This window comes from Paractinoplanes tereljensis (assembly GCF_016862435.1).
Taxonomy (GTDB): Bacteria; Actinomycetota; Actinomycetes; order Mycobacteriales; family Micromonosporaceae; genus Actinoplanes; species Actinoplanes tereljensis.
The window spans coordinates 160,913-174,062 of sequence record NZ_BOMY01000064.1 but is presented as its reverse complement, the minus strand read 5'-3'; the positions used below and the strand labels follow the sequence as shown (position 1 = coordinate 174,062).

The following is a 13,150-nucleotide window of genomic DNA, read 5'->3' as shown; positions in this document are numbered from 1 at the left end:
TCAGGCCGGCTTGACCGCGACCGACGAGTAACCCAACTGGGCCAGGTCGGCGTCGACGTCGGCCGGGACCTCGGCGTAGGGCCACATGTTGACCAGGCCCGGGCCGTCGAGCGGCCAGTCGCCGAAGAAGGCGTTGATGTCCGCCCGGCTGCGCGGCGTGAACGGGGTGTTGGCCCGCTGGTAGATCGCGGAGATGCGGCCCACGTACTCCGGGCGGGCGTCGTTGGCCGCGTGCGAGATCGCCAGGACGCTGCCGGGGGCGGCGGCCTTGCGGTAGCCGGCCACCATGTCCTGCGGTGTGTCGCTGTCGGCGATCAGGTGCAGCAGGAACATCATCAGGATGCCGACCGGCGCGCCCGGATCGATCAGCCGCTGCACGGCCGGGTCGGCCAGGATTTCGTACGGCTTGCGGACGTCCCCCTGCACGATCGCGACCTGGTCGGAGGCCAGCAGCGCCCGGCCGTGGATGCACACGACCGGGTCGAGGTCGACGTAGACGACCTTGACGTCGGGGTTGATGCCCTCTGGCACGGCGGTCGTCATGCCCCAGGATCATAGGGGCGAAGCCTGTGTCCTTTGTGGAAGTTGACGGGTGGCGAGATGCGTCTGCAGTGACTCGTGCCGGAACTGGTAGGCGGCGCCGACCTGGCGGAGGATTCCCCGCTGGTGCGCGTCGGCCAGGAACGCCATGAGGCCGAGCGGCAGGCGCCCGGTGGCCCACCAGGACACCTGGGCCACCAGGAACCGTCCCCAAGCCGAACCAACAATCGCCCAGACGAGCCCTGCGGAAATGGCAAGTACCGCCCCGACGCCGAGCGCGACCCCGGTGGGGAAGACGGTCCAGGCCCCGGCCCCGGCAAGTATTCCGGCGGCCATGCCGATCAGGCACCCCTGGGCAATGGCCGAGGCCTTGTCGGCCCGCAGCAGCCGAAACGGATCGACGGCACGCTCAGGTGGGGCGGGCACGGCGACGACTGCGGCCAGAACGGATATCAGCATCGCGACAACCGAGGCCATGTTGTCTGCCCTGTCCACCACCCGTAGCCAGCTGAGGCTGATGGCGGCGACGGGGATGAGCGCGACGACCAAGATGCCGTTGACCTGCCGGATGCTGCGTGTGGACCGCACCGAACCGACGGCCGCCGGCGCCGGCCGCCGATGCAACCAGGGAATGAACCAGATGGCGGCGCCGGCGATGAGGCCGAAGAGGGCGCCGAGGAGCAGGCCGCGCTCGAGACCGTTACGAAGACCGAGCACGACGGTTGCCGCCACGGTGGCCAGCACCGCCGTCGTGGCCGCCAGCACCACCCGCACGGCCCGCCCCGCGAGGATGTCCGGCATCTCCCACCAGCGCAGATTGTGGCTGCCTCGTCGATCAAGGAGCGCGGCCAGGTCGGCCAGCCACTGTTCGGCACTCGCGGCGGAAACCCTGAGCCGGCGGTGCCGGCCGGGGTCGGCATAGGCCGCCGCCACGAGCCCGTCGAGCAGGTGCAACCTCAACGCCCGCGGCTCGCGGAACTCCCGGTGCAGCAGCCGGGCCGGGTCGGCCTCGGTGTCGCTGTACTGGACTCGCGCGAGCCACACCATGAGCGGCGTCGACAGCACCTCGGCGAGGCTGCGGCTGCTCGGGCTGTCCGGCCGGTCGCGCAGGTTATCCAGCACGGGAGCCCACTTCGTGCCGGCGCTCGCCGTGCGACCCTGCTTGGTTGTCCGCGGAAGGTAATCGGCCAGGGTATCGGGTCGCAGAGGCTGCAGCTCGATCACCGCCGCGCCGGTGAGCACGTCGCCCGCCTGCACTCCGGCGCGATACTGTGGGGTGCGGCTGGTGAGGACGATGTGTTCGTCCCGATCCAGGACGGCGTTGAGAGTTCGCAGCACACCGGCCTTGAGCCGGGTTGGCAGTTCGTCCAGGCCGTCGAGGACCGGGAGGATGCCGCGCCGGTCGACGAGCCGCCGTGCCCAGGGGACACCATCGCGATCCAGTTCGGAGAGCCGAGGGTCGAGCTCCGTCAGGCGGCCGCAGATCCAGTCCCGGAAGTCTTGGCTCTCCGGGTCCCAGGTGCTGAGCGACAGGACCACCGGAACCGGCTCGCCTGCGAGCCGGACGGCCAGGGATTCGGTGGCGAAGGTCAGTGCGGCGACGGTCTTACCCGCGCCCGGCCGGCCGAGCACGACCAGCCGCCCGGTCGGGACCTGCAGGTATGTCTCCAGAATCGACGTCGTGGGCCGCAGGTGCGGTGAGTGGCCGTTGGAACCGGGCCAGATGTTGGTGGGATGGTCCATCAGGTCGCGGTCGGCAGGCGCCCAGTCCACGGGCAGCAGATCGGGATCCTGCAGCCGCCGGAGCGAGGACTCGGCCGTATAGCCCTCGGACACCATCGTCGCCAGGTTTTCCAAGTAGTCGGCGTCCGGCCGGACCTGGTCGGTGGCGAGCCCGCGCCTGATGCCGACCATGGTGTAGATGGTGAGCAGGAACGATGCGATGTTGAGGAAGAACCCGAAGATGCTCGACCACTGATCGGCGTTCTCCCGGCCCTCGCGGAGCAGGAACACGCCCAGCCCGGTGCTCACGACAATGCCGACAACGAGCACGACGACCCGCGGCTTCCGCCAGGGACGTCGTTGCCGGTTCACCTCACAAGTATCCCGTGGGATTACGCCGCGTTCTTGACGGCGACGCCGCCGGACATCTGGACGTGGGCGTCGTCGACCGGGTCGGTGTCGGGGCGCCAGCGGTTTACCAGGACCACGCCCGGGTCGAGCAGGTCCAGGCCGCGGAACAGGTCGGTCACCTCGGCGTCGGTGCGCTCCTTGGCCGGGATGCCGCGGGCCCGGTAGGAGGCCGCGGCCGCCACCGCCTGCGGATTGTGCGCGGTCACCGTGGAGATGGACAGCGTGCTGCCGGCCGGGAACGGGGCCAGCAGGCCGTCCAGGATCTGGTGGGCCTCGTTCTCGTCGGTGATGAACTGCAGCACCGCGATCAGGCTGATCGACACCGGCCTGGTCGGGTCGATGTTCAGCTTCACCTCGGGCGAGGACAGGATCTGCTCGACGTTGCGCAGGTCGGCGTCGAGATAGGCGGTCGCGCCCTCGGGGGCCGAGGTCAGCAGGGCCCGCGCGTGGACCAGGACGATCGGGTCGTTGTCGACGTAGACGATCTTCGTGGTCGGGTCGACCTTCTGGACCACCTCGTGCAGGTTCGGCGAGGTGGGCAGGCCGGTGCCGATGTCCAGGAACTGGCGGATGCCCCGCTCGGCGGCCAGGTAATGGGCCACCCGGGCCATGTACTGCCGGTTGGCCCGCATGGAGATCGGCAGGCTCGGTGAGCTCTCGACGATGGCGGCCGCGGCCTGGCGGTCGGCCTCGAAGTTGTCCTTGCCGCCGAGCAGGTAGTCGTAGATGCGGGCCGAGTGCGGCACCGAGGTGTTGAGGTCAACCGGGGGCATGCGGCGAACTTACCGCACCGTCTATTTCGTACCTCGATACAGTTCGATCTTCAAACCGGACGAAACGGTCGTTTGCTGGGGGTGGTGCGGGGTAATCTTCGGCTACAGCTCACTCAGCGTCGAGAAGGGCGGATCCGGGTCGTGAAGGTCGGCATTCCCACCGAGATCAAGAACAATGAATTCCGTACGGCGATCACGCCTGCGGGTGTCTATGAATTCGCCCGATCGGGGCACGAGGTCTACGTCCAGGCCGGCGCCGGGGACGGCTCCTCGATCACGGACAGTGACTATCAATCGGCCGGTGCGACCATTCTGCCCGGAGCTGAGGATGTCTGGCAGACGGGTGACCTGATTCTCAAGGTCAAGGAGCCGATCGCCGAGGAATACCCGCGCATGCGACCCGGTCAGGTGCTCTTCACCTACCTGCACCTGGCCGCCTCCAAGGAGTGCACCGACGCGCTTGTCGACCGCAAGGTCACCGGCATCGCTTACGAGACCGTCGAGCTGCCCGACCGGTCGCTGCCGCTGCTCGCCCCGATGTCCGAGGTCGCCGGCCGGCTCGCCCCGCAGGTCGGCTCGTACCACCTGATGCGGTCGGGCGGCGGTCGCGGCGTACTCATGGGTGGGGTCCCCGGGGTCTATGCCGCCAAGGTGGTGGTGATCGGGGCCGGCGTCTCCGGGATGAACGCGGCCGCCATCGCGCTCGGCATGCAGGCCGAGGTGCTCGTGCTCGACCGCAACATCGCCCGGCTGCGGGCCGCCGACGCCGACTACCGCGGGCACCTGCAGACGATCGCCTCCAACGCGTACGAGATCGAGAAGGCCGTCGTCGACGCCGACCTGGTGATCGGCGCCGTGCTGGTCCCCGGCGCGAAGGCGCCGAACCTGATCTCCAATGAGCTGGTCAGCCGGATGAAACCGGGCAGCGTGCTCGTCGACATCGCGATCGACCAGGGCGGCTGCTTCGAGGACTCGCGGCCGACCACGCACGCCGACCCGGTCTACCCGGTGCATCAGTCGATGTTCTACTGCGTGGCCAACATGCCCGGGGCGGTCCCGCACACCAGCACCTACGCGCTGACCAACGTCACCCTCCCGTACGCTCTGGAGCTGGCCAACCTCGGCTGGCGGCAGGCCCTGCGGGCCGACCCCGCGCTGGCCCTGGGCCTGAACACCTTCGACGGCAACGTCACCTACGGTCCGGTTGCGGAGGCGCACGGCATGCGAACCCTGCCGACATCCGAGGTGCTCAGCTGAGCGTTCAGCGGGCCATCGACACCTGGCTGGACCACCTCGCCGTCGAGCGGGGACTGTCGAGCAACACCCTCGCGTCCTACCGGCGCGACCTGGACCGATATGCCGCGTTCCTGTCCACCGACGATCTTGCGGCCGTGCGCGCCGCCGACGTGACCGATCACCTCGCCACCCTGCGCGAGGAGGGCCTGGCGGCGGCGAGCGCGGCCCGGGCGATCAGCGCGGTCCGCGGCCTGCACCGCTTCGCGGCCCGCGAAGGCCTGGTCGCGGTGGACGTGGCGGCCGAGGTCAAACCGCCGTCGCCGCCGAAGCGGCTGCCCAAGGCGCTCGACGTCGACCAGGTCACCCGGCTGCTCGCGGTCAACGACGACACCCCGCTGGGCATGCGGGACCGGGCGCTGCTGGAATTCCTCTACGGCACCGGCGCGCGGATCTCCGAAGCCGTGGGGGCGGCGATCGACGATCTCGATCTCGGCGACGAGGCCGCCGCGATCCTGCACGGCAAGGGCGGGCGCACGCGGTTGGTCCCGGTGGGTGATTACGCGAAGGCTGCGTTGTCCACCTATTTGGTACGGGCGAGACCGGCGCTCGTGGCCAACGGTACGGGCACCCCGGCCGTCTTCCTGAACGCGCGCGGCGGTCGGCTGTCGAGGCAGAGCGCCTGGACGATCCTGCACCGGGCGGCCCAGGCGGTCGGTCTCCCGGTCGAGGGACCGCACGCGGTGAGCCCGCACACGTTGCGCCATTCCTATGCCACCCATCTCCTCGATGGAGGCGCCGACGTGCGCGTCGTCCAGGAGCTGCTCGGGCACGCCTCGGTGACCACGACGCAGGTGTACACGCTGGTCACGGTGGATCGACTCCGCGAGGTGTACGCGACCGCACACCCGCGCGCTCGTTAGACGCTGCGCACCCATAGATGGCGACACGCCGGAGAGGCGCCCCGTTCGGGCGGCGCGTGTGGCGTACAGTCGGGCCACGGCTCCGGCGGTGAGCCGCGAGTCGGGAGGGGGCTAAAGGCGTATGTCGGACAACGGTTCACGGGCTGAGGCCTGGACCTCCGCGCTGCGCGATCAGCAGAACTCCCTGGACCTCGGCGCCGATCTCGGCCCGGCCGACCCCACCGCGTACACCATGCGCCGCCCGATCCCCGAGCCGATGCCGACCGACCGGCACGGCCCCGCGCGGATCATCGCCCTGGCCAACCAGAAGGGTGGCGTCGGCAAGACCACGACCACCATCAACCTGGGCGCGGCCCTCGCGGAGTACGGGCGGAAGGTCCTCCTCGTCGACTTCGACCCGCAGGGTGCCTGCTCGGTCGGCCTCGGGGTCAACCCGCACAACCTCGACCTGAGCATCTACAACCTGCTCATGCAGGACGACGTCGCGACTGAAGACGTCATCATCAAGACCGATGTGGCCGGCCTGCACCTGCTGCCCGCCAACATCGACCTGTCGGCCGCCGAGATTCAGCTGGTCAACGAGGTCGCGCGCGAGATGGCGCTGGCCCGGGCGCTGCGGTCGGTCCGCAAGGAATACGACTTCATCCTGATCGACTGCCAGCCCTCGCTGGGCCTGCTGGCGATCAACGCGCTGACCATCGCGCACGGCGTGCTCGTCCCGCTCGAGTGCGAGTTCTTCTCGCTTCGCGGGGTGGCACTGCTGCTCGACACCATCGACAAGGTGCGCGAGCGCCTCAACTTCGACCTCGAACTCGAAGGCATCCTCGCCACCATGTACGACTCCCGCACCACCCACTGCCGCCAGGTGCTGCAGCGCGTGGTCGAGGCGTTCGGCGACAAGGTCTACCAGACCGTCATCACCAAGACGGTCAAGTTCCCCGAGTCCACCGTGGCCGGCGCGCCGATCACCTCGCTCGACCCGGCCTCGTCCGGTGCCCGCAACTACCGGCAGCTGGCCCGTGAGGTCATCGCCGCCCAGGTCGAACGCAGCTGATCCGTGCTCTTCGCCCTCGGCACTCCGGTGGCTTTTGCCGCCCTACTGGTCTCCTTCCTCCTCGGGTTGGTCGTGCGCGCGGCCGCTATCCGGCTGACCGCCCGCAGTCTGGGCCTGGCCGACCGTAAGGAGAGCATCGGGTTCCGGCCCCGGGAGGACATCGACCCGTTCGGCGCGGTCGCCGCCGCCCTGGGTGGCATGGGCTGGGGCAAGATGCTCTCGGTCGACGACATCCCGCGCTACCGGGGCCGCGGCCGGGCCGCCGCGGTGTTCGCCGCCGGGCCGCTGAGCTGCATCGTTCTCGGCGAGGTCCTGATCGCGGTGTACTCGGTGGTCTACCCGGACAATTTCCTCGGCGTGATGGGCCCGGCCGACGTGCTGCTCGGCATCTCGCTGCCGTACGCCGAGACCGTGCTGCTGTCGCTCGGCGTCGGCCTGCTCTCCTTCGGCCTGCTCGCGATCATCCCGATCCCGCCGCTCGACGGCTTCGGCGTCCTCTACAACGCGCTGCGCCGGCCCGGCCCCAGCATCCAGTGGATGCGGCTGTGGTTCGAGGAGAAGAACGTCGGCGTCCTGATCCTGCTGATCTGCTGCTTCTTCCCGTTCGGCTACCCGTTCCTGCTGCGCATCCTCAACGCCTTGGGCCTGGTCTTCATCCGCATCTGGGGCTGACCCTCCGTCACCCTTGTGATCTTGATGCGTTGTGCCGATGTGAGCCCGGAACAGGTTGTCGTACCGGTGGTCTACGGTCAGCAGGTGCCTGAAGAGCCCGTCGCCCCCGACGCACCCGAGATCCCTGCGGAGGATTCGGGCAAATTCACTGTGCGGCTCGTCAATTTCACCGGGCCGTTCGACCTGTTGCTGCAGCTGATCGGCAAGCACAAGCTCGACGTCACCGAGGTCGCGCTGCACACCGTCACCGACGACTTCATCGCCTACATCCGGGCGATGGGCGACGACTGGGACCTCGACGAGACCAGCGAGTTCCTGCTGGTCGCGGCCACCCTGCTCGACCTGAAGGCGGCCCGGCTGCTGCCCGCCGCCGAGGTCGAGGACGAGGAAGACCTCGCCCTGCTCGAAGCCCGCGACCTGCTCTTCTCCCGGCTGCTGCAATACAAGGCCTTCAAAGAGGCCGCGGCCTTCATTTCCGAACTGGAGGGTACGGGGGGCAAGCGCTACCCGCGGGCCGTGTCGATGGAGCCGCGTTACGCCGAGGCGCTGCCCGACCTGGTGCTCGGCATCGGGGTGGAGCGGCTGTTCAAGCTGGCGCTCAAGCAGTTCACCCCCAAGCCCGGGCCGCCGCTGGTCTCGATCGCCCACATCCACCAGGCCCGGGTCAGCGTGCGCGAGCACGCCCAGCTGCTGCGCGACCGGTTGCGCCGGGCCGGCAGCGCGACGTTCACGCTGCTGATCGCCGACTGCGAGAACACCCTCGAGGTGGTGGCGCGGTTCCTGGCGCTGCTGGAGCTCTACCGCGAGGGCCTGATCGAGTTCGAGCAGCCGGTCTCCCTCGACGAGCTGACCGTGCGCTGGGTCGGCGGCGAGGCCTCCGACGCCGAGCTGGACATCGACGACTACGAGGGCAGCAAACCCGAGCTGGACACGGCGGCCGAGCCACTCCCGGGCGACGAATCGGACACGGAGTTCGATGAGGTGGACCTCTCAGGCTCCGACGGCGACTGGGACGACCTCGACGAGGACGAAGAAGACGACGAGGACGAGGACGAGGTCGGCGGCGACGGTTCGGCAGTTGCTGGGGAGGGCACATCCGGTGCGATTGTGTCCGACTTGGGGGACAACCCGGCGGGCAGATTTGACTTGCCCGAGGACCGCCTTGATCTTGGCGGGGATGACGACGCGGCTTCGGTCGTGGTGGAGGAAGAACGATCGTGAGTGACGACGAGCGGCCCGACACGCTCGCGGACCAGGCCGCGGCCTGGGTGCCGCCGTGGGAGCGCCAGCAGCGGCCGCCGGACCGCGCCTACCAGGCTGCCGCCGAACAAGAGGCTCGTCGGGGCAAGGACCCTGAGTCGGCCGACGACGAGGAGCTGTCGGAGGCCGGGCTCGCCGACGATGACGACGACTTCGACGAGGAGTTCGAGGGCGCCAACCCGCCGGGCTACAACGAGCCCGACGAGGACGAGGGCGAGGACGACGAGGAAGAGGGCGAGGACGAGCCGGGCGACCTGGAGCCGGAGCGGCCCGCGCTCGGGGACGACGAGTCGGTCAGCGTCGATGCTCCGGTCGAGGTGGAGGACGAGCCGGCCGAGGTGGCGCCGGAGCCCTCGGAAGCCGAGATCGGGCCCGTTCTCGAACTGCCGGAGGCGGTGGAGGAGGCCGTGCTCGTCGCCCCGCCGGAGCTGGCGCGGGCCGCGGCGGTGCCCGAGCAGGCACGCGGTAAGCGGGGCGGCGCTGCTGCGGTTGTGGAAGTTGATGCCCGTACAGCTGGAGATGCGGAACCGGATGATCTGCCGGACCTCGCCGATGATGCGGAATTGACCGCGGCGCTGGAAGCTATTTTGCTCGTCGTCGACGAGCCCGTCGCCGAGATGCAGCTGGCGCAGATCCTGGAGCAGCCCACCGAGCGGGTGGGGTTGTTGCTGGAGGACATCTCGGCGCGCTACACGGCGGCGGGGCACGGGTTTGACCTGCGGCGGGCCGCGGGTGGCTGGCGGCTGTACACCCGGCCGGAGTACGCGGCGTACGTGGAACGATTCGTGCTGGACGGGCAATCGGTGCGGCTCACCCAGGCCGCGCTGGAGACGCTCGCGGTGGTCGCCTACAAGCAGCCGGTGACCCGGTCTCGCATCTCGGCCATCCGCGGCGTCAACTGTGACGGGGTCATGCGTACCCTTGCTACGCGCGGCCTGATCGAGGAATGCGGCGTCGAGGGTGAAACCGGGGCACATCTGTACCGGACCACCGACCTCTTCCTCGAGAAGCTCGGCCTCAACTCGGTTGACCAGCTTCCGCCGCTCGCCCCGTTCCTGCCCGACGATGTGGAAGAAGTACTCGATGCCCCAGGCTGACACCGCCGAACGCCTCCAGAAAGTGCTGGCATCCGCCGGTTTGGGCTCCCGCCGTGCCTGCGAAGACCTGATCTTCCGCCGGCGGGTCACCGTCAACGGAAAGGTCGCCAAGCTCGGCGACAAGGTCGACCCCGCCAACGCCGAGATCCGGGTGGACGGGCAGCGGGTGATCACCGACACCAAGCTGATGTACATCGCGCTGAACAAGCCCCGCGGCGTGGTGTCGACGCTCGACGACGAGAAGGGCCGCAGTGAGCTGGCCGACTTCCTCGCCCAGTTCCCGCAGCGGCTGCACCACGTCGGCCGGCTCGACGCCGAGAGCGAGGGCCTGCTGCTGCTCACCAACGACGGTGACCTGACCAACAAGCTGACCCACCCGCGGTACGAGATCACCAAGACCTACCTGGCCGAGGTCACCAACGGGCCGCTGGCCCGCAACGTGGGCCGGCAGCTGCTGTCCGGCGTCGAGCTGGAGGACGGGCCGGCCCGCGTCGACGCGTTCAAGCTGGTCGGCGCGCTCGGCAAGTCCGCGCAGGTGGAGCTGGTCCTGCACGAGGGGCGCAAGCACATCGTGCGCCGCATGCTGGAGGCCGTCGGCCACCCGGTCACCCGGCTGATCCGCACCGCGATCGGCCCGATCCGGCTCGGCAACCTGCGGCCGGGCGGTTTCCGGCACCTGTCCAACGCCGAGATCGCGGCGCTGTACAAGCAGGCCGGCGACGGCCCGGCCGGCGAGTCGCGCGAGTCGGAGTCAGCGGACGAGGACGACTAGTTTCCCGGTCGTGTGCCGGTTCGCGAAGTCGGCGATGGCCTGGCCGGCCTGCTCGAAGGGGTAGCGCCGGCCGATCGTCGCGACCAGACCCGCCTCGGCCACCTCGCGCATCCCGGCGAGCTTGCCGTCCATGTCCAGGACCAGCTCGAACCGCACGTCGTCGCGGTCGATGAAGCCGGGCTGCGGCATCGGGAACGTGATCGTGAACAGGCGGCCGCCCGGCTTGAGGGCGTTCGCGACGTCGTTGAGCTGGTCGCTGGGCAGCACCAGGTTGAGCGCGACGTCGACATCCTTGGGGTAGTCGCCGTAGTCGATGACCTCGGCGGCGCCTCGTTTGCGCAGCAGCTCGGCGTCCGCGGGTTTGCCTGTGGCGATCACCGTTCCTTGAATTAGTGGGAGCACCGTCGTGCCGACGCCGCCGGTCGCTCCGATCACCAGGACCGTTTCGTGGGGTTGTACCTGGGCGGTCTTCATGAGGGCCAGCGCGGTGATGCCGACCGTCGGTAGCGCGGCGGCCTGGACAATGTCGAGGGTCCCCGGCCGGTGGGCGATGAACGGGGTGTCGGCCTCGAAAACCGCGTACTCGGCCAGGGTTCCGGTGGTCAGCGACGGCTTTTCCGCGCCGGCCATCGCCCGCAGCGCGTGCGGAACCGCGTGGCCGAACACCTCGTCACCTTCCTGGTAGCCGGTCACACCCGCGCCGACCTCGGTGACCGTGCCGGCGAAGTCGTTGCCCGGCACGTGCGGGAACGTGACCGGGAGCTGGGCGAAGTCGCCGCGCGGCAGGCGCAGGTCGAGCGGGTTGATCGAGGCGGTGGCGATCCGGACCTGGATCTGGCCGGGCCCGGCGTGCGGAACCGGCAGGTCGCCGAGCTCGAGCTGCTCGGGCGGGCCGTACTGGTGGGCGATGAGTGCCTTCATCGGGTGGGCTCCTCGGTTAAGCGGACCGTGCGGTCACGTTAGGCTTAAGCGGACCGCGCGGTCAACTTGTTAGTGTTCGAGGGTGACCCGATCCCTGCGTGCCGACGCCGCCCGCAACCGATCCATGCTGCTGGCGGCGGCCGCGGAGGAGTTCGCGTCGCGGGGGATGAGCGCGTCGGTGGCCGACATCGCCCGGCGGGCCGGGGTGGGCAAGGGCACGGTGTTCCGGCACTTCCCGACCAAGGACGATTTACTTGCCGCGATCGTGCTGGACCGGATCGAGTCGCTCGCCGCGCTGGCCCGGAAGCTCTACCTGGCCGACGATGCCGGCCAGGCGCTGTTCGACTTCCTCGACGAGGCGGCCGGGCGGCAGCAGCAGCTCGACTTCTCGTTCCTGCGCGACTCGGGCGACATCAACGACCAGCTCCGGGACGCCCGCGAGGGGCTGTATGTGGCGATCATCGCGCTGGTCGAGCGGGCGCAGGCGGTCGGCGCGGTGCGCACCGACGTCACCGGCCTCGACGTGATCCTGATGATGTGCGTCCCGGCCCACGTGGTCAGCTTCGTGCCGGGCGCGGCGCCCGACCTGTGGCGGCGCTACCTGGCCATGGTGATCGACGGCCTGCGGCCGGAGGGTGCCCATCCGCTGGGCCCGCCTTCACCGGCCGCGGTCTGACCCGTACGGTCGTCGGGTGCGTAGTAGGTGGTTGTGACGACTCGTCTCCAGCCGGCCGGGACTCTTACCGCGATCGCGGCCAGCCTCGCCCTGCTGGTGCTGCCCAGCATCGACCGGTCGCCGCCGCCGGCCCCGGTGGCCGCGGCACTGGCCTGGCCGCAGGCCAAGCGGGCCGCGCTGTCGCCCACGCTGGCCGACGGCACCGCCTACCGGCCGCTCGCCTTCCTCGACGCCGAGACGTCGGTCGGCAGCGCGCCCAGCCGCGACGGCAAGCAGCAACGGCTGCTCCTGCGGCAGCCGAACGGGTCGGTGCGGGCCATCCGGTCACTGCCGCAGAAGGACTACCCGTCGTTCCCGGCGGTCGTCACCGACGGGAAAGTGCTGGTCTGGGTCGAGCAGAGCAATCGCACCGCGGCCACCCTGTGGCGCGCCGACCTCAGCGGGGGAGCGGCCCGCCCGCTCACCACCGCCGTCGGCGACCTCAAATCCGACGACTCCGACTCCGACCTGGTCCTCGCGGACGGGCGGGTGCGCTGGGTAGCGGGCGGGCCGTCGGGCACGACCGTGGTGCACTCGGTCGCGCTCGTCGGTGGCGCGGTGGACAGTCAGTCGGTGGCCGGCGACTGGAAGCTGACCGCCTCGCCCTGGCTCGCCGACGGGATGACCGCCGCCTCCGGCACCACCCAACTGCGCAACCTGGTCACCGGTGAGGTGCGCAAGATGCCGGCGGCCTGGCGCGGCGAGACGCAGTGCGACCCGGTCTGGTGCCGGGTCACCCGGATCGACAAGGACGGCACCGTGGTCGACCTGCAGCGCGCCGACGGGAGCCAGAGCCGCCAGGTCGGCGACGGCACGGTGGCGGCCGTGCTGAGCGACCCGGCGCCGCTCGGTAGGTTCACCATCCTCGGCAAGATCGATCAGAACGCCCAGCTGACCAACCACGTCCAGCTCATCGCGTACGAGATCGGCACCCGCCGGTCGGTGGTGATCAGCCCGGACGCGTTCGACGTGGGCTACCGGGCCGGCGTGATCTGGTGGTCGGCGGGCAACGACAACGACTTCATCCGGCACGCGCTCGACCTCCGGACGGTGTGAG

General features: G+C 69.8%; 13 protein-coding genes. 9 read left to right on the top strand and 4 right to left on the bottom strand.

The window, feature by feature from the left end; all coding sequences use genetic code 11:
- From Ate02nite_RS47680 to Ate02nite_RS47670, 3 genes are read right to left on the bottom strand one after another with little or no spacing between them, the layout of a single operon-like run.
- Complete coding sequence (locus Ate02nite_RS47680) at window positions 1-543, bottom strand: SAM-dependent methyltransferase (protein WP_203814635.1); 543 nt, start codon at window positions 541-543, stop codon at window positions 1-3.
- Between the two features lie 9 nt (window positions 544-552).
- On the bottom strand, window positions 553-2,634 hold the full coding sequence (locus tag Ate02nite_RS47675; RefSeq protein WP_203814634.1) for an NACHT domain-containing protein: 2,082 nt from the start codon (window positions 2,632-2,634) through the stop codon (window positions 553-555).
- A 20-nt stretch (window positions 2,635-2,654) separates the two neighbouring features.
- Complete coding sequence (locus tag Ate02nite_RS47670; protein ID WP_203814633.1) at window positions 2,655-3,446, bottom strand: SAM-dependent methyltransferase; 792 nt, start codon at window positions 3,444-3,446, stop codon at window positions 2,655-2,657.
- 141 nt (window positions 3,447-3,587) lie between these two features.
- Between Ate02nite_RS47670 and ald the strand changes: the two genes are divergently transcribed.
- The 7 genes from ald (at window position 3,588) to Ate02nite_RS47635 (ending at window position 10,457) form a co-directional block, all read left to right on the top strand.
- The gene (gene ald / locus Ate02nite_RS47665) at window positions 3,588-4,703 is read left to right on the top strand and encodes an alanine dehydrogenase (RefSeq protein ID WP_203814632.1); all 1,116 of its coding nucleotides are present in this window, start codon (window positions 3,588-3,590) and stop codon (window positions 4,701-4,703) included.
- Complete coding sequence (locus Ate02nite_RS47660) at window positions 4,685-5,602, top strand: site-specific tyrosine recombinase XerD (protein WP_203814673.1); 918 nt, start codon at window positions 4,685-4,687, stop codon at window positions 5,600-5,602. Before ald ends, Ate02nite_RS47660 begins: the two co-directional genes overlap by 19 nt.
- A gap of 121 nt (window positions 5,603-5,723) precedes the next feature.
- A complete protein-coding gene (locus Ate02nite_RS47655; RefSeq protein WP_203814631.1) occupies window positions 5,724-6,656 on the top strand; it encodes a ParA family protein in 933 nt (310 codons plus the stop codon).
- Window positions 6,657-6,659: 3 nt separating this feature from the next.
- Window positions 6,660-7,328, top strand: a complete 669-nt coding sequence (locus Ate02nite_RS47650; protein ID WP_203814630.1) for a zinc metalloprotease — start codon at window positions 6,660-6,662, stop codon at window positions 7,326-7,328.
- 24 nt (window positions 7,329-7,352) lie between these two features.
- Window positions 7,353-8,549: a segregation and condensation protein A gene (locus Ate02nite_RS47645; protein WP_239148242.1), complete on the top strand. Its 1,197-nt coding sequence runs from the start codon at window positions 7,353-7,355 to the stop codon at window positions 8,547-8,549.
- Window positions 8,550-8,842: 293 nt separating this feature from the next.
- The gene (gene scpB / locus Ate02nite_RS47640; RefSeq protein WP_307873308.1) at window positions 8,843-9,685 is read left to right on the top strand and encodes an SMC-Scp complex subunit ScpB; all 843 of its coding nucleotides are present in this window, start codon (window positions 8,843-8,845) and stop codon (window positions 9,683-9,685) included.
- Entirely contained in the window at window positions 9,654-10,457 is an 804-nt protein-coding gene (locus Ate02nite_RS47635) for a pseudouridine synthase (RefSeq protein ID WP_203814628.1), read from the top strand. Before scpB ends, Ate02nite_RS47635 begins: the two co-directional genes overlap by 32 nt.
- Here Ate02nite_RS47635 and Ate02nite_RS47630 read toward each other — a convergent pair.
- Window positions 10,437-11,378, bottom strand: coding sequence for an NADP-dependent oxidoreductase (locus tag Ate02nite_RS47630; protein ID WP_203814627.1), 942 nt, complete (start codon window positions 11,376-11,378; stop codon window positions 10,437-10,439). The genes Ate02nite_RS47635 and Ate02nite_RS47630 overlap by 21 nt on opposite strands.
- Window positions 11,379-11,460: 82 nt before the next feature.
- On the opposite strand from Ate02nite_RS47630, the gene Ate02nite_RS47625 reads away from it, so the two are divergent.
- Both Ate02nite_RS47625 and Ate02nite_RS47620 read left to right on the top strand, forming a co-directional pair.
- Window positions 11,461-12,054 carry a TetR/AcrR family transcriptional regulator gene (locus tag Ate02nite_RS47625; RefSeq protein ID WP_203814626.1) on the top strand — a complete coding sequence of 198 codons (594 nt, stop codon included), beginning with the start codon at window positions 11,461-11,463 and terminating at the stop codon, window positions 12,052-12,054.
- Between the two features lie 33 nt (window positions 12,055-12,087).
- Entirely contained in the window at window positions 12,088-13,149 is a 1,062-nt protein-coding gene (locus Ate02nite_RS47620; RefSeq protein WP_203814625.1) for a hypothetical protein, read from the top strand.
- The last annotated feature ends 1 nt before the right edge of the window (window position 13,150 follow it).